The sequence below is a fragment of the Actinomycetospora lutea genome (assembly GCF_028737205.1).
GTDB classification, from domain to species: domain Bacteria; phylum Actinomycetota; class Actinomycetes; order Mycobacteriales; family Pseudonocardiaceae; genus Actinomycetospora; species Actinomycetospora lutea.
The window spans coordinates 1-21640 of record NZ_JAQZAL010000038.1 but is presented as its reverse complement, the minus strand read 5'-3'; the positions used below and the strand labels follow the sequence as shown (position 1 = coordinate 21640).

The 21640-nt window shown below is 76.0% G+C and carries 19 protein-coding genes and 1 pseudogene; 14 read left to right on the top strand and 6 right to left on the bottom strand.

All coding sequences use genetic code 11. The annotated features are described in order from the left end of the window. Positions 1 to 113: 113 nt before the first annotated feature. Positions 114 to 752: a LysM peptidoglycan-binding domain-containing protein gene (locus PHK61_RS28275; protein ID WP_274284367.1), complete on the bottom strand. Its 639-nt coding sequence runs from the start codon at positions 750 to 752 to the stop codon at positions 114 to 116. Positions 753 to 1274: 522 nt separating this feature from the next. On the opposite strand from PHK61_RS28275, the gene PHK61_RS28270 reads away from it, so the two are divergent. The 3 genes from PHK61_RS28270 to PHK61_RS28260 are packed head-to-tail and all read left to right on the top strand — an operon-like array spanning position 1275 to position 4547. Continuing rightward, complete coding sequence (locus PHK61_RS28270; protein WP_274284396.1) at positions 1275 to 2165, top strand: AAA family ATPase; 891 nt, start codon at positions 1275 to 1277, stop codon at positions 2163 to 2165. Further along, positions 2162 to 3388, top strand: a complete 1227-nt coding sequence (locus PHK61_RS28265) for a vWA domain-containing protein (protein WP_274284366.1) — start codon at positions 2162 to 2164, stop codon at positions 3386 to 3388. The genes PHK61_RS28270 and PHK61_RS28265 overlap by 4 nt, the downstream gene beginning before the upstream one ends. Continuing rightward, positions 3381 to 4547: an XdhC family protein gene (locus tag PHK61_RS28260; protein ID WP_274284365.1), complete on the top strand. Its 1167-nt coding sequence runs from the start codon at positions 3381 to 3383 to the stop codon at positions 4545 to 4547. Before PHK61_RS28265 ends, PHK61_RS28260 begins: the two co-directional genes overlap by 8 nt. A gap of 8 nt (positions 4548 to 4555) precedes the next feature. On the opposite strand, the gene PHK61_RS28255 is transcribed toward PHK61_RS28260, so the two are convergent. Further along, positions 4556 to 5398, bottom strand: a complete 843-nt coding sequence (locus PHK61_RS28255; protein WP_274284364.1) for a class I SAM-dependent methyltransferase — start codon at positions 5396 to 5398, stop codon at positions 4556 to 4558. 176 nt (positions 5399 to 5574) lie between these two features. Between PHK61_RS28255 and PHK61_RS28250 the strand changes: the two genes are divergently transcribed. From PHK61_RS28250 to PHK61_RS28220, 7 genes are all read left to right on the top strand, one after another. Next, positions 5575 to 8229 carry an ATP-binding protein gene (locus PHK61_RS28250; RefSeq protein ID WP_274284363.1) on the top strand — a complete coding sequence of 885 codons (2655 nt, stop codon included), beginning with the start codon at positions 5575 to 5577 and terminating at the stop codon, positions 8227 to 8229. A 121-nt stretch (positions 8230 to 8350) separates the two neighbouring features. Continuing rightward, positions 8351 to 9079, top strand: a complete 729-nt coding sequence (locus tag PHK61_RS28245) for an AzlC family ABC transporter permease (protein WP_274284362.1) — start codon at positions 8351 to 8353, stop codon at positions 9077 to 9079. Continuing rightward, positions 9076 to 9381 carry an AzlD domain-containing protein gene (locus PHK61_RS28240; protein WP_274284361.1) on the top strand — a complete coding sequence of 102 codons (306 nt, stop codon included), beginning with the start codon at positions 9076 to 9078 and terminating at the stop codon, positions 9379 to 9381. Before PHK61_RS28245 ends, PHK61_RS28240 begins: the two co-directional genes overlap by 4 nt. Next, positions 9378 to 10085: a PIG-L deacetylase family protein gene (locus PHK61_RS28235; RefSeq protein ID WP_274284360.1), complete on the top strand. Its 708-nt coding sequence runs from the start codon at positions 9378 to 9380 to the stop codon at positions 10083 to 10085. The genes PHK61_RS28240 and PHK61_RS28235 overlap by 4 nt, the downstream gene beginning before the upstream one ends. Positions 10086 to 10228: 143 nt before the next feature. Beyond that, a complete protein-coding gene (locus tag PHK61_RS28230; RefSeq protein ID WP_274284359.1) occupies positions 10229 to 11530 on the top strand; it encodes an iron-containing alcohol dehydrogenase in 1302 nt (433 codons plus the stop codon). A gap of 40 nt (positions 11531 to 11570) precedes the next feature. Continuing rightward, complete coding sequence (locus PHK61_RS28225) at positions 11571 to 12992, top strand: MadS family sensor histidine kinase (protein ID WP_274284358.1); 1422 nt, start codon at positions 11571 to 11573, stop codon at positions 12990 to 12992. Next, positions 12989 to 13666 carry a MadR family response regulator transcription factor gene (locus tag PHK61_RS28220; RefSeq protein WP_133825781.1) on the top strand — a complete coding sequence of 226 codons (678 nt, stop codon included), beginning with the start codon at positions 12989 to 12991 and terminating at the stop codon, positions 13664 to 13666. Before PHK61_RS28225 ends, PHK61_RS28220 begins: the two co-directional genes overlap by 4 nt. A gap of 88 nt (positions 13667 to 13754) precedes the next feature. On the opposite strand, the gene PHK61_RS28215 is transcribed toward PHK61_RS28220, so the two are convergent. Then, entirely contained in the window at positions 13755 to 14639 is an 885-nt protein-coding gene (locus tag PHK61_RS28215; protein ID WP_274284357.1) for a sigma-70 family RNA polymerase sigma factor, read from the bottom strand. A gap of 81 nt (positions 14640 to 14720) precedes the next feature. Between PHK61_RS28215 and PHK61_RS28210 the strand changes: the two genes are divergently transcribed. After that, the gene (locus PHK61_RS28210; protein WP_274284356.1) at positions 14721 to 15173 is read left to right on the top strand and encodes a carboxymuconolactone decarboxylase family protein; all 453 of its coding nucleotides are present in this window, start codon (positions 14721 to 14723) and stop codon (positions 15171 to 15173) included. A gap of 53 nt (positions 15174 to 15226) precedes the next feature. Here the strand turns inward: PHK61_RS28210 and PHK61_RS28205 are convergent, their stop codons facing one another. Next, entirely contained in the window at positions 15227 to 15754 is a 528-nt protein-coding gene (locus PHK61_RS28205) for a winged helix-turn-helix transcriptional regulator (RefSeq protein WP_274284355.1), read from the bottom strand. Between the two features lie 59 nt (positions 15755 to 15813). On the opposite strand from PHK61_RS28205, the gene PHK61_RS28200 reads away from it, so the two are divergent. Next, a complete protein-coding gene (locus tag PHK61_RS28200; protein ID WP_274284354.1) occupies positions 15814 to 17205 on the top strand; it encodes an MFS transporter in 1392 nt (463 codons plus the stop codon). Positions 17206 to 17237: 32 nt separating this feature from the next. After that, positions 17238 to 17762 carry an OsmC family protein gene (locus PHK61_RS28195; protein WP_274284353.1) on the top strand — a complete coding sequence of 175 codons (525 nt, stop codon included), beginning with the start codon at positions 17238 to 17240 and terminating at the stop codon, positions 17760 to 17762. A 72-nt stretch (positions 17763 to 17834) separates the two neighbouring features. Here PHK61_RS28195 and PHK61_RS28190 read toward each other — a convergent pair whose 3' ends face one another. Together PHK61_RS28190 and PHK61_RS28185 are read right to left on the bottom strand one after the other, a co-directional pair. Further along, a complete protein-coding gene (locus PHK61_RS28190) occupies positions 17835 to 18941 on the bottom strand; it encodes an FAD-binding oxidoreductase (RefSeq protein ID WP_274284395.1) in 1107 nt (368 codons plus the stop codon). A gap of 870 nt (positions 18942 to 19811) precedes the next feature. Further along, complete coding sequence (locus tag PHK61_RS28185) at positions 19812 to 20714, bottom strand: hypothetical protein (protein ID WP_274284352.1); 903 nt, start codon at positions 20712 to 20714, stop codon at positions 19812 to 19814. A gap of 463 nt (positions 20715 to 21177) precedes the next feature. Here PHK61_RS28185 and PHK61_RS28180 point away from each other — a divergent pair. Next, a pseudogene (locus PHK61_RS28180) lies at positions 21178 to 21640 on the top strand (hypothetical protein); the annotation flags it as partial.

Genomic DNA, 21640 nt, shown 5'->3' with positions numbered 1-21640 from the left:
GCTCGGCGACCTGGGTCTGCCCCACGTGCTGAGGCGCTGTGACCCGGCTCCTCCCACACGACGGCCCCGGCTCCGCGAGGGGAGCCGGGGCCGTCGGGCGCGCGGACGCGGGATCAGCGCAGGGCGAGCTGCTGCCCGACGCTGAGGCTGTCCGGGTCGGCCAGCGCGTTGCGCTGGGCGACGGACTCCCAGGACACGCCGTTGGCGGCGGCGATGGAGCTCAGGGTGTCGCCCGCCGCGACCGTGTGGCTGGCGCCGGGGGCGGCCGGGGCCGCCGGCTGGGCCGGCTTCCCGGTCGAGGCGGAGGACCGCACGCCCTCGGCGTCCGAGGAGCCCGAGGAACCCGAGGAGCCCGAGCTCGACGAACCGGAGTCGGACTCGGTGTTCGCCGAGTCGTCGGTGTTGCCGGTCTTCTGGGAGCACGTCGGCCAGGCGTTCATACCCTGCTCGGCCTTGACGCGCTCGGCGACCTGGATCTGCTCGGCGCGGCTGGCGTCCTCCGGCTGACCCGAGCCGCCGAAGGCGCGCCAGGTCGAGTCGGTGAACTGCAGCCCGCCACCGAAGCCGTTGCCGGTGTTGATGCTCCAGTCGCCGCCGCTCTCGCACTGGGCGAGCTCGTCCCAGTCCGTGTCGGCGGACGCCAGGCCCGTGGTCAGGGCCATCGGGGTCGCGGCGACCGCGCCCACGAGGGCGATCTGGGCGGCGCGCCGTCCGAGGGCGCGCGCCAGCGACTGATCGGTGTTCCGAGCCATGACCTCTCTCCGTACCGCGCCGCGTGGGCGGGGCCTCGCGAGCGGGTCGACGACCGGTTCCACGCGGTCTCACCGCCCGTGGGTGCTCAGGGGGCACCCGGGGGCCCTGCAGTCCTCACGCCCGTCCGGTCCGCCACTTTCGTTTCGGGGCTGGTCACCCGGGAACGCTGGACGAGCGTCGGCGCGGCGGTCCCGGGGGTGTGCGGCCCTCGCACCGGTCGGTGCAGGAAGAGGGCCGCCAGGGACGGTACGGAGCACACGCGGTCTTTCAACCGGGCCTCATGCGACCGCCGTCACCGGCCCGTGACCGGTTCGTGATCGAGGAGTGTGCAGATTCCCTGCTCCAGGCCCGAGTCGATCAGCGAAGCAAGCGCTTTCGCGGCCGGTTGCGCAGATCCGATCTGTGCGTGGCCTCACGGTGTCAACACGGCCGTTCGGCCCAATACATCTCAGGCGCGCCCGCCGTCACATGGCCGCCCGGTGGCTACCCCACCGGCAGTGGGACATGCTGGACAGGTGAGCGTGACCACCGAACCCACCAGCCCGGACGACCTGGCGCGCGCCCTCGACGGCACCGGCTACCTCGCCGACGACGGCCTCGCGTCGGCGGCGTTCCTGGCGCTGCGCATGGGGCGCCCGCTCTTCTGCGAGGGCGAGCCCGGGACGGGGAAGACCGCGCTCGCCCACGCGCTGTCGGAGTCCCTGGGGCTGCCCCTCGTGCGCCTGCAGTGCCACGAGGGCATCGACGCCTCGCAGGCCCTCTACGACTGGGACTTCCCGCGCCAGCTGCTGCACCTGCGCGCGCTCGAGGCGTCCGCGAGCGCGTCGCACACCGAGCTCGACGTCGACGCCGTCGAGTCCTCCCTCTACGACCGCCGCTTCCTCCTGGCGCGTCCCGTGCTCCAGGCGCTGCAGGACGCGCCGTGCGTGCTGCTCGTCGACGAGGTCGACCGCGCCGACGACGAGTTCGAGGCGTTCCTGCTCGAGGTGCTCGCGGAGAACTCGGTGACGATCCCCGAGATCGGCGTCGTCCGCGCGAAGACGCCGCCGCTGGTCGTGCTCACCTCGAACCGCACGCGGGAGGTCCACGACGCGCTCAAGCGCCGCTGCCTCTACCTCTGGCTCGAGCACCCCGACCTCGCCCGCGAGACCGCGATCCTGCGCCGGCGCCTGCCCGATCTCCCGGAGGAGCTCGCCGAGCAGGTCGCCCGGGCCGTGCACGGGCTGCGCGGGCTCGACCTGCTCAAGCCGCCCGGGGTCGCCGAGTCGATCGACTGGGCGCAGGCGCTGCAGCTCGTCGGCGCCCGCCACCTCGACCTCGCGTCGGCGACGGCCACCCTCGGCGCCGTGCTGAAGTACCGCGAGGACGCGGACCGGGCGCGCGACAAGCTGGACGCCCTGCTCGCCTCATGAGCACGGGGGACCGCGGCGGGAGCAGCGACGGGCCTGCTCCCCGCCCGCACGCCGGCGCGGTGCTGGCCGGCGACGTCGTCGAGGCGCTCGGCGGGAGCCCCGTCCCCGACGGCGACGCCGTGCTCGAGGACTTCGTCGCCTTCACCCGCCTCGTCCGCAACGCGGGCGTGCCGGTCACCACCGACCGCGTCGCCGCGTACCTGCAGGCGCTGCGCCTGTCCGACCTGACCAGCGAGGTCTCGACCTACTGGGCGGGCCGGCTGACGCTGTGCGCCGACCCCGACGACGTCGTCCGCTACGACCACGCCTTCGCCGCCTGGTTCTCGGCCGACCCGCGCGACCAGCGGATGGGACGGCCCGCGCAGCCCAAGCCCCGCGTCTCGACGATGGCCGCGCTCACCGAGCCGCCGCCGGGCACCGGGGAGGGTGACGAGGAGGAGACCCCGGAGCTGCGGGTCGCCGCCTCCGGCGAGGAGATCCTGCGCGACCGCGACATCGCCGAGCTCTCGATCGGCGAGCGCGAGCACCTCAAGCAGCTGCTCGCCCTGCTGCGCCCGGCCCCGCCGAAGCGCCGGGCCCGGCGCCGCCGGGCCGCGCGGCGCGGCGAGCCCGACGCGCGGCGCACGCTGCGCGCGGCGCTGGCCAACGGCGGCGAGATCGGCGACCTGCGCCGCCGCGCCCGCCGCGAGCGCCCGCGCCGGCTGGTGCTGCTCATCGACGTGTCCGGCTCCATGAGCCCGTACGCCGACACGCTCCTGCGCTTCGCCCACGTCGTCACCCGGCGCACGCCGATGGCGGTCGAGACGTTCACGCTCGGCACGCGCCTCACCCGGGTCACCCGCGAGCTGCGCCAGCGCGACCCCGAGCGGGCGCTCACCGACGCCGGGCGCGCCATCCCCGACTGGTCGGGCGGCACCCGGCTCGGCGAGGTGCTGCGCGCGTTCCTCGACCGCTGGGGACAGCGCGGCGTCGCCCGCCGCGCGGTCGTCGTCGTGTTCTCCGACGGCTGGGAGCGCGGGGGTGCGGAGCTGCTCGGCGAGCAGGCCGCGCGGCTGCGGCGCCTGGCGCACAAGGTCGTCTGGGTGAACCCGCACGCGGGCAAGAGCGGCTACATGCCGGTGCAGGGGGGAATCGCGGCGGCCCTGCCGCACGTTGACCGGTTGCTGGCGGGCCATTCCCTGACGACGCTGGCCGAGCTGCTGGAGGTGCTGCGGGATGCGTGACGTGCTGCCGACCCTGGAGTCCTGGTGGGACGCGGGGCGTCCGACGGCGCTGGCCACGGTGGTCGGCACGTTCCGGTCCGCGCCCCGGCAGCCCGGCGCCTCGATGCTCGTCGGCGACGACGGGCAGGCCGTCGGGAGCGTGTCGGGCGGCTGCGTCGAGGGGGCGGTCTACGAGCTCGGCTCGGGGATCCTCGAGGGCACCGACGAGGCCACCCTGCAGCGCTACGGCGTCTCCGACGACGACGCGTTCGCCGTCGGGCTGACCTGCGGCGGCATCCTCGACGTCTACGTCGAGAAGGTCGACCGCGAGTCGTTCCCCCAGCTCGGCGCCATCGCCGCGGCCGTGCGCGAGCACCGCTCGGTCGCCGTCGCCACCGTCGTCTCGGGACCCGCGGACCGGCTCGGGCGCCGGCTGGTGGTGTGGCCGGAGGAGGTCGAGGGCAGCACGGGCTCGGCCCGTCTCGACGACGCGCTGCGCGACGACGTGCGCGGCCTGCTCGCCGCCGGCCGCTCCGCGCTCGTGTCCTACGGCACCGACGGCGAGCGCCGCGGCGAGGGCCTGCAGGTCTTCGTCGAGTCCTTCGCCCCGCCGCCCCGGCTCATCGTCTTCGGCGCCATCGACTTCGCGGCCGCCGTCGCGCGGATGGGCACCTTCCTCGGCATGCGGGTCACCGTGTGCGACGCCCGTCCGGTGTTCGCGACGTCGAGCCGCTTCCCCGAGGCGCACGAGGTGGTCGTCGAGTGGCCCCACCGCTACCTGGCCAAGGAGGCCGAGGCGGGGCGCATCGACTCCCGCACCTCGCTGGCCGTGCTCACCCATGACCCCAAGTTCGACGTGCCGCTGCTCGAGGTCGCGCTGCGCCTGCCCGAGATCGGCTACATCGGCGCGATGGGGTCGCGGCGCACGCACCTCGACCGCCGGGAGCGGCTGATCGAGGCCGGCGTCACCGAGGCCGAGCTGGCCCGGATGTCGAGCCCCATCGGCCTCGACCTCGGCGCCCGCACCCCGGAGGAGACCGCGGTGTCGATCGCCGCGGAGATGATCGCCCAGCAGTGGGGCGGACGGGGCACCCCGCTCTCGGATCGCGAGGGCCCCATCCACTCCGAGTCCAACGTCGAGCCGGCCGTGTCGGCGGCCTCGCTGCAGGCCACTCCCTAGGGAAGGCCTTAGACCACGCGCGCGGTCATCAGCAGGTACTCCCAGTCCATCGACCCGTCGCCGCGGTCGTGGCGCTCGGCGACGCCCGCGATGTCGGCGTCGAGCGCGGCCGTGCGCTCGGCGTCGTCGGCGACGTTGCGGTAGGCCACGATTGTCGGCCCGTAGGTCTCCTTCCAGTACGTGCGGAAGGTCGCGGGCGTGTCGAACGCCGACACCCGCACGGTCGCCACCTGCGTCTCGACGTCGGTGACGCGGTCGCCGAGCAGGTCACGGACGTGGCCCTCGTCGCCCCACAGCGGCGGGGGCTGCGCGCCCGGCGGCGGCGGCGGCGCGTAGGGCTTCATGGTCTTGAACAGGTCGCCGACGAAGCCCGACGGCGTCCAGCTGATGAGCGCGATCCGCCCGCCGGGGCGCACGACGCGCACGAGCTCGTCGGCGGCCTGCTGGTGGTGCGGCGCGAACATGATGCCCACGCACGAGGTGGCGACGTCGAACGTGTCGTCGTCGTAGGGCAACGCCTCGGCGTCGCCCTCCTCCCAGCGCAGCGTGACGCCCTGGCGCTCCGCGAACGCGCGGCCGGCGACGAAGAGCTCCGGGGTGAGGTCGGAGGCGACGACGTCCGCGCCGGCGAGCGCGGCGGGCACGGCCACGTTGCCGGTGCCCGCGGCGATGTCGAGCACGCGCTCCCCGGGACGGATGTCGGCGGCGGCGACGAGCGTCGGGCCGAGCTCGGCGATGAGCCGGGTGGCCACGTCCGGGTAGTCACCGAGGCCCCACATCGTGCGGTGGCGGGCCTTGAGGGCGGCGTCGGCGGCGGCGGCGTCGGTGAGGGGCGTGGTCGTGTCGGTCATGGAGGGTCTCCGTCCTGCGGGTCCGGCGCGGTCGCCGGTCCGTGTCCTGCGGTGTCGGGGAGTACGGTCCGCTCACCGAGAGCGCCGGTCATCGGGAGGACCTCCCTACGTTTCCCGGGACGACTGGGCCGTTCGGGACGTTCCGCGGCTGAAGTCGATCACGTAGTGTCACGGAGATGGGCCTGCTCGAGCGAGAGGACGAGCAGCGCCTCCTCGCGCGCGCCTGGCAGGAGGCGCGCGCCGGCGCGGGCTCGGTCGTCCTGCTCGCGGGGGAGTCGGGCATCGGCAAGACCTCGCTGGCGCGGGAGTTCGCCGCCGAGGTCACCGGCGGCCCCGATGACGCGCAGGTCCTCTGGGGTGTCTGCGACCCGCTGCGCGTGCCCCGGCCGCTCGGCCCGCTGCACGACGTCGCGGCCGACCTCGGCGAGCCGATCGCCCGCCTGCTGCACGCCAGCGCGCCGCCCCACGAGATCCACCGGGTGCTGCTCGACGTCCTGACCGCGCGCCCGCTCCTGCTCGTCGTCGACGACCTGCAGTGGGCCGACGAGGCGACGATCGACCTGCTGCGCTTCCTGCTGCGCCGCATCGCGGGCACGCGGTCGCTGGTGCTCGCCACCTACCGGGCCGACGAGCCCGACCCGCAGCCGGCGCTGCGCGCCCTGCTCGGCGACGTCGCGCGCACCCCGGCCGCGACCCGCCTGGAGCTCGGCCCGCTCTCGGTCGCGGCGGTCACCACGCTGGTGGGCGGGCGCGCCATCGACGTCGCCCACCTGCACGCGCTCACGCGGGGGAACTCGTTCTTCGTCACCGAGGTGATCAGCCAGGGCGGCCCGGGTGGTGGCGGGGACCTCCCCGTCTCCGTGCGCGACGCGGTCCTCGCCCGCACCGCGGGGCTCGACGCCGAGGCCCGCGACCTCGCCGACCTGCTCGCCTGCGCCCCGGGCCCCGTCCCGGACACCCTGCTCCCGGCGCTGGGCGTGGGCATCGGGCCGCTGCGCACGCTCGACTCGGCGGGGCTCCTCGCGCGCGACCGCCGCGGCATCGCCTACCGCCACGACATCTGCCGGCTCGCGATCGCCGGCGCCATCCCGCCCGGCGGCGAGATCGCCCTGCACCGGCGCATGATCGACGCTTTGGAGACGCTCACCGACCCCGACCCGACCGTGCTCGCCCACCACGCGCTGGCCGCCGGCGACGACGGGCGCGTGTTCCGGTACGCGGCGCGCGCGGGCCGGGTCGCCGCCACGGCGGGGGCGCACACCGAGGCGGCCCGGTTCTTCACGACGGCCCTGGACCATGCTCCGCGGGACGCGCTCGGCGCGCGGGCCGGGCTCTGCGAGCTGCTCGCCCACGAGCTCTTCCTCACCAACCGCCTCGCCGAGGCGATCGCCGCCTGCCACCGCGCGATCGGCTGGCGGCAGGCGGAGGGCGACCTCGACGGCGTCGGCGCCGGGCACCGCTCGCTGGCCTCGTTCGAGTGGTACCACGGCGACCGCGAGCGGGCCGTCGCGCACGCGGCCACCGCCATCGAGGTGCTCGGGCCCCGGGCCGCCCCGGGCAGCCCCGCCGCCGCGCTGCTGGGCCACGCGCTGGCGGCCCGCGGGTTCCTGGCGATCCAGGACAACGACCTCACGTCCGCCCGCGAGCTCCACGCCCGCGCCCGCGCCGTCGAGACCGACGGGACGGACGACGCCCTCGAGGTCCGGCTCATGCTCGTCGAGCTCGTGGGCGCGATCCTGGAGGGCGACCCCTCCGCGCGGGACCGGCTCCTCGCCGCGCTGGAGGCGGTCGGCGACGCCGTCAGGGTCGAGCACTCCACCTGCTGGACCCAGATCGCGAACCTCGACGTCGAGCAGCGGCGCCTCGACGCCGCCGAGAAGGTCCTCGACCGGAGCCTGCCGCTGACCGTGCAGTGGGAGTACCCCATCTGCGAGCACTGGCAGCGCGGCGTGCGCGCCCGCCTGCGCACCATGCGCGGCGCCTGGGACGAGGCCGTCCACGACGCGCGCGGGGTGCTCACCGACAGCGGGTCGCTGCTGACCCACACCTGGCCCTCCCTGGTGCGGGGACTCGTCGCGCTGCGCCGCGGCGACGACGAGGCCGACACCTACCTCGAGCAGGGCTGGGACATCGCGGCGCGGTTCGGCGAGCCGCTGCGGCTGCTGCCCGCGGCGTCGGCGCTGGCCGAGCGGTGGTGGGTCACCGGTGCGCCCGACGCCCGCCTCGACGACGTGCTCGCGCTGCTCGCCGAGGTCGGCGCGCGCCCGGGCACCGAGTGGTCCGCCGCCGAGCTCGCCGTGTGGCTGCGCCGGCTCGGGGAGCCGGCCCTCGCCGCCGCCCGGCCGCCCACCGCGGCGCCCGACGGCCCGTACCGGCTGCTGCTCGACGGCGACCCCGCGGCGGCCGCGCGCCGGTGGGCCGCGCTGGGCTCGCCCTACGAGCAGGCCCTCGCGCTCGTCGACACCGGCGAGCCCGCCGAGGCGTTCGCCGCGCTGGAGCTGCTCGACCGCCTCGGGGCGGACGCGGTGGCCGCCAAGGTGCGCCGGGACCTGCGCGGACGCGGGGTCACCGGCGTGCCCGCCCGGCCCCGGAGCACGACCCGCACCAACCCGGCGAACCTCACCGCGCGCCAGGTCGACGTCCTGCGCCTGCTCGCCGAGGGCCTGACCAACGCCGGCATCGCGGCGCGGCTGTTCATCTCCGAGAAGACCGCCGACCACCACGTCTCGGCCATCCTCGCCAAGCTCGATGTGCCCACGCGGCGCGAGGCCGCCGCGGCCGGCCGGGCGCTCGGCCTCGTGCCCGACCGCCGGGTCGCGCAACGCACGTAGGCGCGTCCCTCGTCGCCGGGACGGCGTAGGCCCCGGGGCCGCCGGGGTGGGTGGCCACGGAGAGCAACATGGGGAGGCGGCACCGATGTAGGTGACCGGCTCCGGGCGGCACGGTCCTCCCATGTCCATCACCGTGCGTCACGTCCTCGGTCACATCTTCTGGGGAGGCGAGGTCCGGACGGCCGTGCGCGACCTGGCGCCGGTCGTCCTCGGGCTCACGCCCTTCGCGCTGCTCATCGGCGTCACCGCCGTCCGCTCGGGCGTCGGGGCCGCCACCGGGATCCTCAGCGCCCCGCTGCTCTACGGCGGCAGCGGGCAGCTCACCGCGCTCACGCTGATGGCCGGCGGCGCCGGCCTCGGTGCCGTGCTCGCCGCGGTCGGTCTGGTCAACGCGCGCTTCCTGCTCTACGCGGCGGCGCTCGAGCCGGGGTTCCGCGGGCAGCCGCGCTGGTTCCGCTGGCTCGCCCCCCACTTCGTCGTCGACCCGACCTACGCCATGGTCACCCGGCGGCGCGAGCTCCCCGGTGTCGACCTCGACGACCCCGTGGCGTTCCGCCGCTACTGGACGACCGCCGGCGTGGGACTCGGGGTGGCCTGGACCGCGCTCACCGCGGTGGGCGCCCTGCTCGCCCCCGTGCTGCCGGCCTCGTCGGCCCTCGACGTCGCCGCACCCGCGATGTTCCTGGCGATGCTCGTCCCGCAGCTGCGCGCCCGCCCCGCCCGGGCCGGCGCCGCGGCCGCGGCCGTCACCGCCGCCCTCACCTCGTCCCTGCCCGCCGGGCTCGGCCTGCTGTGCGGCATCGCCGCCGGCGTGGTCGCGGCGACCCTCACCGACCGGAGCGCGTCATGACCCTCCTCGTCTCGGCCGCCGCGACGTACGGCCTGCGGATCGTGCTGATCACCCTCGTCCCCGCGCACCGGCTGCCCGCCGTCCTGCGCCGCGGCCTGCCCCACCTCGCCCCGGCCGCGCTCGCCGGCCTGGTCGCCGTGGCCGTCGTGGCCCACGTCGGCCCGCAGGCGCCGGGCCCGGCCCACCCGGGCTTCGTCGCCGCCCTCGCGGTCGCCGGCCTCGTGGCCTGGCGCTTCCGCAACCCCGCCCTGCCCGTCCTGGCCGCCGTGGCGGTCGCGATCGTCGTGGAGGTCCTGTCGTGACCGGCACCCTGCTCGGGGTCTGGGCCCACCCCGACGACGAGACCTTCCTGTCCTCCGGCCTGATCCTCGCGGCGCACGAGCGCGGCGACCGGGTCGTCCTCGTCACCGCGACCCGCGGCGAGCGGGGCACCGACGACCCGGGCACCTGGCCGCCCGAACGCCTCGGGCGCCTGCGCGAGCGCGAGCTCGAGTCCGCGCTCGCCGTGCTCGGCGTCGACGAGCACCGCTTCCTCGGCCACGGCGACGGGACGTGCCACGAGGCCGCCGAGCCGCTGGCCGCGCGAGCGGTCGCGACGGTCATCGAGGACGTCCGGCCGGACACGATCGTGACCTTCGGCCCGGACGGCGTGACCGGCCACGCGGACCACCGGGCGGTCGGGCGCTGGGCCACCCGCGCGCGCAACACCGTCGCGCCGGAGGTGGAACTGCTGCGGGCCGTCCTCGCGCCCGGCTTCACCCGCCGTTTCGCGGCGGTCAACGCGCGGTTCGGCGTGTTCATGGACGACCCCGCCGAGGAGGTCGTCGACCCCGGCCTGCACCTGCGGCTCGAGGGCGCCCGGCTGGACCGCAAGATCGAGGCGATGCTGGCGCAGGACAGCCAGACCCGCCGCCTGGTCGAGGGCGTGGGTCTCGCGGCCTTCCGGAGCTGGTGGGCCGAGGAGGCCTTCCTCGTCGATCGCCCCGCCGCGGCCCGGGCCGCGTGATCGTGTGACCTGGGTTGCGACGTGCTCCGATCGGACGCGACCGAACCCGTCCGTCACCCTGCCGTCGCCCGCTGTCCCTCTGTAACGTGGGCTACATCGTCGTGCGGATCGGCCATTCGGCCGGTCGGCAGAGAGGGGGCAGCGTGGTCCTCGCCGACAGCGTGACCCGTGCCGGGGGGTCGGTCATCGCCCATCGGCGCTCGGAGGAGCCGGTGGGCGGGGCCGTCGCCCCGCCGCGGAGCCCGGCCGAGCGGGCGAGCACGCGGTCGCGCACGGGGACCCCCCGCCTCGCGAAGTTCCACGTCCCGGAGATCCTCTTCGGCCCCGGCTCCCTGTCCGAGGCGGCCCACGCCGCGGTGCGCCTCGGGGCGCGCCGCCCCATGCTCGTCACCGACCCCGGACTGTGCGCCGCCGGGTGGCCGACGCAGCTGTGCGCCCACCTCGCGGAGGCCGGCCTGCGCCCCACGGTGTGGGAGGGCGTGACGCCCAACCCCAAGGACCACGAGATCGCGGCGGGCCACGTCGTCTACCGCGAGCAGGGCTGCGACGTCATCGTCGCGCTCGGGGGCGGCTCGGTGATCGACGCGGCGAAGGGCATCGCCCTGCTGGCGGGCAACGGTGGGCTCATCACCGACTACGAGGGCGTCGACCGGATGGCGCTGCCCATTCCGCCGATGGTCATGGTGCCGTCGACGTCGGGCACGGGCGCGGACGTCTCGCAGTTCTGCATCGTCACCGACACCGCGCGCAACACGAAGATCACGATCCTGGGTCGCGCGCTGGTCCCGGACATGTCGATCGTCGACCCGCACCTGCTCACCACGATGCCCGACTGGCTGAACGCCGCCACGGGTCTCGACGCGCTCACCCACGGCATCGAGGCCTACGTCTCGCGCGCCCACAACCCGCTCACCGACCACCACGCGCTGCAGGCGATCGCGCTGGTCGGCGAGCACCTCGAGCGCACGATGGACCACCCGGCCGAGGAGGCCGCGCGCACCTGCATGGCGCAGGCGGCCCTCGAGGCCGGGCTGGCGTTCACCAACGCGATCCTCGGCGCCGCCCACGCGATGAGCCATCAGGTGGGCGGGCTGCTCGACCTGCCGCACGGCGTCATCAACGGGGTGCTGCTGCCGCACGTCATCCGCTTCAACGCCGAGCCCGACCCGCACCGGTTCGTGCCGATCGCCCAGGCCCTCGGCCTGCCCGGCCGGGTCGCGCCCGACTCGACCGCGGGTGCGGCCGAGGCCGCCGAGTGGGCGGCCGCGGAGGTGCGCCGCATCGCCGACGAGCTCGGCGTGCCCACGGGGCTCGGCGAGATCGGCGTGACGGAGGACGACGTGCCGCTGCTGTCGACGATGACCCTCGCCGACGCCTGCCTGTCGACCAACCCGCGCGAGGCCGACCAGTCCGACATCGAGACGCTGTTCCGGGCGGCGCTGTAGATGGGACGCGTCGCGCCGCGGAGCCGGACCGGGTAGAGCCGTGTCCGTCGACCACCACGATCTGGACCAGCTCACCGGCATCCGGTCGGGCAAGCCGTCCTTCTACATCGAGTACCTGGCCTCGGCCGAGCGGCTGCGGCGGGTCATCCACGCCCTCGACCGGATCTCCCGCGCGCTGGTGCGCACCACCGAGGGGCCGGGCACGCTCGTGCGCTCGGTGGCCGAGGCCGCGGCCGACCACCTCACCGCCCACTGGGTGGTGTTCGCGCTCGCCGACGGCGCCCTGCCCGAGGCCGCGCCGCGCCACCTGGTGCTGGGCCCGGCCGGCGACGAGATCGACGCCGCCGACCCCGAGCTGCCGCCGTGGGTCGTCACCCACCTCCAGGCGGTGCGCTCGGGCCGGGGCCACCGCCACGAGGACGGCGGCGCCGCATCGGCGGAGCGTGCCGACAGGGGCACGGACGTCGAGCACGACCCCCACCACCTGCACGTCCCGGTGCACCTCGACGGCGACGTCGTCGGCGAGATCGTGGCCTGGACCGGCGCCGACCGGGCCATCGACGCCACCGACGCGTCGGTGCTGCGCGTCCTCGCCGGCCAGACGGCGGCGGCGCTGCAGAACTCGGCGCTGCACCAGCGCACGATGCGCCTCTACGGCGAGACCAGCCGTCACGCCGAGGACCTCGCCGCGCGCAACGAGCAGCTCCAGCGCACCCGTGACGCGCTGACCGTCGCCCGCCAGCGCGAGGTGCTCGACTCCGAGCGCCACCGCATCGCGCGCGAGCTGCACGACTCGGTCACGCAGTACGCGCTCTCGGCCGGCATGCAGATCGAGGTGGTGCGCTCGGAGATCCGCGACGAGCGCCAGCGCGAGCGCCTCGAGACCGCCAAGGCGCTGACCCGGCGGGCCGTCGAGCAGCTGCGCAGCGCGATCTACGCGCTGAACCACTCCGGCGACCGCGGCCCGCAGAGCCTGCCCGCCATGCTCGAGGAGCTCTCGACGGTCCACATGCCCTCGGACCTGCGCGTCGAGGTGCGCATCGAGGGCCGGCCGGTCGCGCTGTCGTCGGCCGCCGAGCGCTCGCTGTTCCGGGTGGCCGGCGAGGCCCTGTTCAACGCCGCGGTGCACGCCGAGGCGAGCGTGGCCGTCGTCCGCCTCGCCTACCGCAAGGACCGCCTGGTGCTCTCGGTGTCCGACGACGGCACCGGCGACCCCGAGCACGTCCGCCGCTCGTTGCGCGTCGCCGCGGCCGGCGACCTCAACGGCTCCCACCGCGGCCTGGTCAACATGGCCGAGCGGGCCCGCGAGATCGGCGGCAGCCTGCGCATCCGCCGCGCGCCGCAGGGCGGAATCCGGGTCGAGGTCGGGGTGCCGCTGGGTGCCGCCGGTGCCTGCCCGGGGCCGGTGGCGCCCGCCGAGACCACCTCACACAACCCCGAGGAAGCCGGGAGCCGGTCATGACCGAGATCCGCGTGCCCGCCCGCACCACCGCCAAGCGCGGGGAGGTGCGCATCGTCCTGGTCGACGACCACGCCATCGTCCGGCAGGGCCTGCGCTCGGTGCTCGAGCGCGAGCCGCAGTTCGCCATCGTCGGCGAGGCGTCCAGCGCCGCCGAGGCGCTCGCGGTCGTCGCCCACCAGCGCCCGACCATCGTGCTGCTCGACCTCAAGCTCTCGACCAGCTCCGATTCCGAGGGCCTGCAGCTGTGCCGCCAGCTCACCCAGGCACACCCCGGGGTCGGCGTGCTCGTGCTGACGACCTTCCTCGACGACCGCCTGGTGGTCGAGGCCGTCCACGCCGGCGCGCGCGGCTACGTGGTCAAGGACGTCGACACCACCGAGCTGACCTCGGCGATCCGCGCGGTCTCCCGCGGGGAGTCGGCGTTCGACTCGCGCTCCGCGGCCGCCGTGGTGCGCTCGCTCAACGGCCAGCAGCCCCACGGCGACCCGCTGACCGGCCGCGAGCTCGACGTCCTGCGCCTGCTCGCCCGCGGCATGTCCAACCGCACCATCGGCCGCGAGCTGTTCATCTCCGAGACGACGGTGAAGTTCCACGTCGGCAACCTCATGCGCAAGCTCGACGTCACCCGCCGCGCCGAGGCCGTCTACGCCGCCTCGAAGATGGGCCTTATCTAGGAGATCGGCACGTCCCGGTGCGAGCGATGCGGCATCGCTGGCGTCTCACGCCAGGATCGCCACATCCTCACCGGCGCGACACGCCGGTTCACCCCAGCTCGACCTCCAGGCCGGCGAGCACGTCGGGGTCGGCGATCATCTCGATCGCCGCGATCCGCCCGTCCACGACGACGATGTCGAACGCCGAGAACACCCGCCCGCCCGGCGCGTACACGGCGCCGAGCAGGCCGTCGAGCAGCGCCGGCTGGGCGGCGCGGGCGCGCCCGCTGAACACGCGCGCCACGGCCTCGGCACCGTGCATCGACGCGGCGACGTCGGGGGCGCCGCGGTCGCGGTAGGCCTCCGCGGCGGCGACGGCGACGCGGTCGGCGCGCAGCTCCACGTCGGGGTCGAGGACGCTGAGCAGCCCGGCGAAGTCGCCCTCGCGCGCGGCGGTGAGGAAGGCCTCGACGACCTCGCGGCGCCGGGCGGGGTCGGCCTCCGCCTCGGCCGACCCGCCGCGCACGCGCCGGCGCGCCCGGCTCGCGAGCTGGCGGGCCGCGGCGGGGCTGCGCTCGACGACCGTCGCGATCTCGTCGAACGGCACCGCGAACATGTCGTGCAGCACGAACGCCAGGCGCTCGGCCGGATCGAGCCGTTCGAGCACGACGAGCAGCGCGGCGCCGAGCGCGTCCGCCTGGGCCGCGCGGGCCTCGGGGTTCGGTTCGGGGTCGGCGGCGTCCGCGGCGTCGTCGATCGGGGCCTCGGCACGCGTGCCCCGGCGCCGCAGCATCGACAGCGCCACCCGCCCGGCGACCGTGGTCAGCCAGGCGCGCAGGTTCTCGACGTCGGAGGTGTCGGTGCGCGCCAGGCGCAGCCACGTCTCCTGCACGGCGTCGTCGGCCTCGGCGGGGCTGCCCAGCAGGCGCAGCGTCACCGCGCGCAGGTGCGGGCGGTGGGTCTCGAAGGTCTCGGCGAGCTCGTTCTCGTCCATCGGTCACATCCCTGCGTTCGGGGGCGTCTCCCTGATGACCGCCAGGCACCGGCGGATGTGACCAGGGACGAGGAGAGTGTCATGACCGGACGACTCGAGCACTTCACCCGCGCGCTGCCCGGTTTCGGCGAGGCCGTCGGCTCGATGATCGGCACCATCCAGGCCGCGGGCGTGCCGGACGGCCTGCGCGAGCTCGTGCACCTGCGCGTCAGCCAGATCAACGGCTGCGCGTTCTGCGTGGACTCGGGCACGAAGACGATGCGCAAGAACGGCGAGAGCGAGGACCGCCTGGCCATGCTCGTCGTGTGGCGCGAGGCCCCGGGCTTCACCGACGCCGAGCGGGCCGCGCTCGCGCTGGCGGAGGCGGCGACGCGGATCGCCGACCGCCCGGACCCCGTGTCCGACGAGGTCTGGGCCGAGGCCGCCCGCCACTTCGACGAGACCGCGCTGGCCGGTCTCGTCGCACAGATCGCCCTGACCAACCTGTTCAACCACGCCAACGTCGCCATCCGCCGGCCGGTGGGCGCCTGGTGACACGTGAGCGGAATTCCCGGCCATAGCCGGGAATTCCGCTCACATGGGGCCGGTCAGGGCAGCGGCGTCAGGAGACGGTGGGGACGGCGCAGGGAGAGGCTGACGGCGTCGTCGCGCGGCGTCTGCCCGGTGCCGTCCAGCAGCCGCGTCTCCAGCGACGACGGCGCCGGGAGCGTCCCGCACGCCGGGCAGACGGCACCCGCGGCGAGGTCGGCGCCGCCGGCGGGGCAGTCGGCGTGCCGGAACCGGCGCCGCCCGCCGCCCGGCCCCACGAGGTGACGGTCGCCGAAGCGGGCCAGCGAGAACACGGCGGGCCACAGGTCGAGCCCCGTGTCGGTGAGGACGTACTCGTCGCGACCCGGGGCGTAGTTCCGCCGCTCGAGGACACCGGCGTCGACGAGCATCGCCAGCCGCTCCGACAGCACCGCGCGCGGGATGTCGAGGTGGGCGCGCAGGTCGGCGAAGCGGCGCACGCCGAAGAAGCAGTCGCGCAGCACGAGCAGGGTCCAGCGCTCCCCGACCACCTCAAGCGCGCGGGCGAGCGCGCAGTCCTGGCGGTCGTAGTTCTGCCCCAGCGGCACGGTGACCAGCCTAGCAGTTCGGTTCAATCACCGAACCGAACCTGCTAGCGTCCCGGCACGTGACCCCGGTCGAATGCCCCCGCGCCGTACTCGCCGTCGCCGGGGTCGCCACCTTCCTCGCGCTGGTCGTGTTCACGACGCCGCTGGCGACGCTGCCGTCGACGGCGACCGCGCTCGCCGCCGGCCCGGAGGCGCAGGCCTGGATCCTCAGCTCGATGAGCATCGGGCTCGGCGTCGCGCTGCTCTCGGTCGGCGCGCTGGGCGACGACCTCGGCCGCCGCCGGGTCCTCGTGCTCGGCGCGCTGGTCCTGGCCGCGTCCTCGGTGCTCGGCGCGCTGGCCCCGAACGCGCTCGTGCTCGTCGTCGCCCGCGTGCTGCAGGGCCTCGGGGCGGCGGCGCTCGTCGCGTGCAGCCAGGGCCTGCTCGGCCACGCGTTCCCGGCCGGGACGCCCGGGGCGCGCACGGCGGGCAGCGTCTGGGGGGCGAGCCTCGGCGCCGGCATCGCCGCCGGACCGTTCCTCTCGGCCGGCCTCGACCGCGTCGTCGGCTGGACCGGCGCCTACTGGGCGGCCGCGGCGGGCGCGGTCGTCCTCGCGGCGGTCGCCCGGCGCACGGTGCCCGAGTCGCGCGCCGACGTCCCCCGCCCGATCGACCTGCCCGGCGTCCTGGTGCTCGCCGCCGGCCTCGCGGCCCTGCTCGCGGGCCTCGTCGAGGGCCGCTCGGGGTTCACCCGCCCCGGCGTGCTCGCCCTCCTCGCGGTCGGTGTCGTGCTGCTCGTGGTCTTCGTCGTCCTCGAGCGCCGTCGCGCCGCCCCGATGCTCGACATGGCGCTGTTCGCCTCGCCGGCCTTCGTCGCGGCGACGGTCGGGGCGCTCGCCACCGGGATGGGGATCATCGCCTCGACGTCGTTCCTGCCCACCGTCGTCGAGCGGGGTCTGGGCAGCACCGCGGTGGTCGGCGCGCTGCTGCTGTTCACGTGGTCGGGGACGAGCGTGGTGACCGCGCTGCTCGCCCGCCGCCTGCCCTCCGCCTGGTCCGGGCGCCTGCTGCTCGCTGGGGGCCTGCTGGTCGTCGCGGGCGGGCAGCTGCTGCTCCTCGGGCTCGCCCCGGGCGACGCCCCGCTCTCGCTGGTGCCCGGCCTGGCGGTGGCGGGCGCTGCGAGCGGCATCGTCAACAGCGCGCTGGGGCGGGAGGCGGTGGCGAGCGTGCCGCCGGGGCGCGGCGCGATGGGCGGCGGCGCCAACAACACCGCGCGCTACGTGGGCTCGGCGATCGGCACCACGGTCATCGCGGTGGTCGCGACCCGCCCGTCGCTGGGCGGGGGAGCGGCCGGACTCGTCGCGGGCTGGAACGACGCGCTGCCCGTGCTCATCGCGTTCTCGCTGGTCGGCGCGGCCGCGGTGGCCGCCTGCCGACCCCGGCAGGTGCGCACGCCCGTGACGACCGGGTGACGCAGCGCCACGTCCGGGGGAGGATCAGGAGCATGGACAAGTCGCAGCTCGCCGAGAGCCAGGGCCCGCTCAAGTCGCAGTACAAGGAGGACCCCGCATCGGCCGTCGTGACGCTGAAGGCCGACGGGGACGTCGACGGCTCGGGCATCGCCTGCCGCGTGCAGACCTCGCAGGCGCTGGTCGAGGCCGGCCTGCACCCCGCCACCGGCGGTGACGGCACCCAGCTGTGCTCCGGTGACATGCTCCTCGAGGCGCTCGTGGCCTGCGCGGGCGTCACCCTGCGCGCCGTGTCGACGTCGATGGGCGTCGAGATCCGCGGCGGCAACGTGCACGCCGAGGGCGACCTCGACTTCCGCGGCACCCTGGGCGTCGCCAAGGACGCGCCGGTCGGCTTCCGCGAGGTCCGCCTGCGCTTCGACCTCGACACCGACGCCGACGCCGAGACCCTCGCGACGCTGCACAAGCTCACCGAGCGCTACTGCGTCGTCTTCCAGACCCTCGCCAAGCCGCCGGAGCTCTCGGTGGAGATGACCCCGCGCCAGGCCGCGACCGCCTAGAACCCCCGCGACGAAGGACGCCCTCGCTGCTCAGCAGGCAGCGAGGGCGTCCTTCGTGCTCCGGGACCCGGGTCAGTCCGTGTGGTACGGGTCGTAGTGGATGTTGAGGAACGGGGTGCCCGCGTCGAGCAGCGCGTTCACCGTCGCGCGCACCATCGCCGGGGAACCGCTGACGGTGATCTCGCGGTCGGCCCAGGCGCCGTAGCGGGCGACGACCTCGCCGACCGTCCCCGTCTCGGCCCCGTGCTGACGGCCGTCGTCCTCGACCACCGGGATGACCGACAGCCAGGGGTTCTCCTGCGCGCTGCGCCGGAGGGCCTCGATGTCGTAGAGGTCGCTCCACGTGCGGCCGCCGACGAACAGGGCGACCTTGCGGTCGGTGCCCTCGACGATCAGCTGCTCGATGATCGAGCGGGCCGGCGCGAGGCCGGTGCCGCCGGCGACCATGAGCAGGTCGGAGCGCGAGCGCGGGTCGAGCGTCATCTGGCCCATGGGCGGGCCGATGCGCCACACGTCGCCGACGCGGGCGTGCGACACGATCGCGCGGCTGACCCAGCCGCCGGGCACCGTGCGCACGTGGAACTCGAGCACGCAGTCGGGGCCGGGGGCGTTGGCCGGCGACATCGAGCGCCACATGCGCGGGCGCTGCGGGGTCTCCACGCTGACGTACTGGCCGGCGACGTAGGGCACCGGCTGGCTGGTCTGCACCCGGACCACGGCGAGGTCCTGGGAGATCCGGCGGTGCTCCATGATGCGGCCCATCCAGACCGCCGGGCCGCGCTCGGCGTCGGCCGCGTCGCGCATGATCTGCGCGACCAGGTCGTAGGCGCCCGTCCAGGCGTCCTCGACCTCGCGGGTCCACGCGCTCGGGCCGGCGATCTCGCGGATCGCCCCGAGGAGCGCCTCGCCGACCTTGTCGTAGTGCTCGCCGATGACCCCGAACTTGCGGTGGTCACGCCCGAGCTGCCGCAGGAAGATCGAGAGCTCGTCGGGGCGGTCGACCATCTGGACGACGTGCACGAGCGCGCGCAGCAGCCGCGTGCGCTGGAGCTCCATCGTCACCGGGAACAGTTCGCGCGTCTCCGGCGCGATCCGGAAGAGCCACCCGTAGAACAGGCTGCCCAGCTCGTCGGAGCGGTGCGCGACGGCGGCCCAGCTGGAGCGGATCAGTGACACCATCTGGTTGACGTCGTTCGACGACGACGCCTCGCGCGGGGCGGGCAGACCGACGCCGTCGGGCGACCAGGACGCCGTGGTCGCGGGCTCGGGCTGCGGCGGGGGCGGCGGCGGGGGCGCGGTCGGGATCGGGCCGAACGGACCGGATCCCGAGGACGAGCCCGAGTGGCGGCCGCCGGAGAACGGCGGGGGCGGCGCGGCCGCCGGAGCGGATCCCGGGTAGGGAGACCGCCCACCGGACGACGGACCGGGCGGCCCGGGCGGGTAGGTCATCGAGCTCCCCTCGGACGCGGAGCGGTAGGGACCCGTGCGGTCGTGCCCGGGTGTGGACGGCGGGTACGAGCGGTAGGGCCCGTCTCGGTGGTCGTCGGCGATGTCGAAGACCGAGCTGTCGGACTCGTCGGGGCCGGTGGGTCGACCGCCGTCGAGGGGATGGGGGAGAGGTCCCGAGGACGTCTCGTCGCCGTCGGGCCCGGACCGGGTGCCGTAGCGGGCGTCGGCGCGGTGGGCGTCGTCACGGCCGGCGCCGGTCGCGTGGGACCGGCCGAGCGGTCCACCGGCCAGGGATCGGTCGTCCCTCGCTGCGGTCACGTCTGGTCGACTCCTCGTCCCGGATGACTGGCCTCCCCCGGCGTCGCGCCACCCTAGCGGTTGTCTTCGACCTACGAACGCTACTCCCGGTGGAGCGGCCCACCGCTCCGACGTGTGTCCGTGCGGTCAGCGTAAGGCCACGCCCGGTGAGCGGAGTCCGACGACGCCCACATCGGGTGACGGGGCCGAACGGACGCGTCACCCGGCCTCGTACGACGACCGTTCCCCGTGTTCGATCTCCGCGCCCGACGGGCCGCCGCGGGGCGGGTCGCCGGACGGGCCTCATCCGGCGGTGGTGGCCTGATCGTCGCCGGGGGAGGCCGTCGCCTGCCTCCCGGAGCCGCTCCCGAGATCCCGGAGGCCCCGGCTCCCGGCGGGTGTCCCGCCGTCGGTCCCGCTGCTCGCGCCGGTGTCGGCGCGGGGGCTCGGGCTCGGCGTGGTCGACCGCGGGGTCCGCGAGGAGGTCGTGGTCGAGCGGTCGGGGGTCGTGGACCGCGCCGTCGTGGAGGTCGGGCGCGGGCGCGGGGTCGCGGTGGTGGCGCGCGGCGGGGCCGCGGGCTGCGGGGCGCGCCGCGCGGAGGCGGCCACCGAGGAGGGCTCGGGGGCCCGCCCCGCGGCGTCGGGGTCGAGCGCCTCCTCGACGCTCGTGTCGACGGTGACGACGGTGCCCTCGGGCGTCTCCGGGACCGGCGTCTGGTCGGCGGGCACGTCCGGGATGTCCGGCAGCGCCATCTCGGCGTTGGTGCGCTGGGCGTCGAGCCCCAGGGCGATGCCGACGCCCCCGACCGCGACGGCGGCCATCACGGCGGCCGCGGCGGGCAGCGACGACAGCCCGCGCCGGCGGGGTTCCGCGGGTGCCGCGCGGGAGAGCAGTCGCGCCATCTCGTCGGCGCGGGCGCGCATGTGCCGCGAGGGGCGCGGGCGACGGGGGGTGGCCGGCTCCTCGGGCGCGACGACCGCGTCGACGTCCGGGCGCCCGGGCGCGGCGATGTCCGCGATCGCCGGGACCTCGGGCACGGCGGGCGGCGGGCGGCCCCCCGGGGCCTGCGGGGGGATCGCGGCGGCGACGGGCAGGACGACGGTCTCGGCGGCGTCGGCGGACAGGCCCGCCGGAGGGTGGCCGGGCGCGCGCATCCCACCGCCGCCGTCGGGCTCCTGGCCCCCGGGCCACGGGGCTCGCGTCACGGTGCACCTCCCGGGCCCGCCGGCGCGTCGTCCCCGACGACGTCACGCGCTGTGTACGAGGCCATCACACGTTGTCGACCGGACAGCGTGCCAGACGCGATCGACCGGCGACGGACGACCCGTGCGCTGCGACGATCCCGGAGGCCGCCGGGGCGGGCCCGGGGCTGCGCTGGGTGGTCGGGCCACCCTCTACAGTGGCTCCTCGTGGAGCCGTCTCGGTGCGCCGGCACGCGCGTGCGCTCGCGGACGGGACGCCCCGTGGTGGGCCCCGCCGGCACGGACCCGTTCGTGGTCATCACGCCCGGCCCCGTGCTCGCGGGCGCGCTCCTGCGCCGAACAGGCCATCACGGTTCGGACGTCCTCCGGGGAGATTGATCCGAACAGCGAGATCCGTTCCCGGGGACGGGGCGGCAGAGTGGATCGGCGGTGGCCGCGCGGGGACGGCTGGAGACACGGAGGTGGCATGACGCGCGGCCCAGCGATCGAGGTCGTCAGCACCGGGGACCGGACGTCCCCCTCCCCGCCGCCCCCGGAGGGTCGGACGCCACCACCGGCCCCCGCGCCCCACCCGGCCGACCCCTCGGGGCCCCCGACCGGGCCGGCGCTGCCCGCCTCCGCCGGCGGCTGGCCCGTCGGCGCGCGCGGCCACGGACGGCCGTTCGTGGCGGCCGCCGGGACCGCCGCCGTCACGCGGGTGAGCGCTCCGGTCGCGCCGCCCGACGCCACGCCGGTCCCCGTCCGGCCGGCCGACGTCCCCGCGGTCGTTCCCGCGGCCGGCCCGATGGTGGCGCCGCCGGTCCCGGCCGCACGGGTCGGCGGGCAGGAGCGCGAGCAGCCCGCGGGCCGCGCGGGCGTCGACCCCGCCGAGGCCGAGGAGTTCGTCCGGCTCTTCCACGCCGAGGACCCGGAGGCGGGTCCGGTGGAGC

Bases quoted from the DNA above. Each gene is read 5' to 3' on its own strand.
- PHK61_RS28265 (WP_274284366.1), top strand. From the start codon at position 2,162: ATGAGCACGGGGGACCGCGGCGGGAGCAGCGACGGGCCTGCTCCCCGC.
- PHK61_RS28215 (WP_274284357.1), bottom strand. From the start codon at position 14,639: ATGGACGAGAACGAGCTCGCCGAGACCTTCGAGACCCACCGCCCGCAC.
- PHK61_RS28245 (WP_274284362.1), top strand. From the start codon at position 8,351: ATGTCCATCACCGTGCGTCACGTCCTCGGTCACATCTTCTGGGGAGGC.
- PHK61_RS28275 (WP_274284367.1), bottom strand. From the start codon at position 752: ATGGCTCGGAACACCGATCAGTCGCTGGCGCGCGCCCTCGGACGGCGC.
- PHK61_RS28220 (WP_133825781.1), top strand. From the start codon at position 12,989: ATGACCGAGATCCGCGTGCCCGCCCGCACCACCGCCAAGCGCGGGGAG.
- PHK61_RS28250 (WP_274284363.1), top strand. From the start codon at position 5,575: ATGGGCCTGCTCGAGCGAGAGGACGAGCAGCGCCTCCTCGCGCGCGCC.
- PHK61_RS28240 (WP_274284361.1), top strand. From the start codon at position 9,076: ATGACCCTCCTCGTCTCGGCCGCCGCGACGTACGGCCTGCGGATCGTG.
- PHK61_RS28210 (WP_274284356.1), top strand. From the start codon at position 14,721: ATGACCGGACGACTCGAGCACTTCACCCGCGCGCTGCCCGGTTTCGGC.
- PHK61_RS28255 (WP_274284364.1), bottom strand. From the start codon at position 5,398: ATGACCGACACGACCACGCCCCTCACCGACGCCGCCGCCGCCGACGCC.
- PHK61_RS28190 (WP_274284395.1), bottom strand. From the start codon at position 18,941: ATGGTGTCACTGATCCGCTCCAGCTGGGCCGCCGTCGCGCACCGCTCC.
- PHK61_RS28260 (WP_274284365.1), top strand. From the start codon at position 3,381: ATGCGTGACGTGCTGCCGACCCTGGAGTCCTGGTGGGACGCGGGGCGT.
- PHK61_RS28195 (WP_274284353.1), top strand. From the start codon at position 17,238: ATGGACAAGTCGCAGCTCGCCGAGAGCCAGGGCCCGCTCAAGTCGCAG.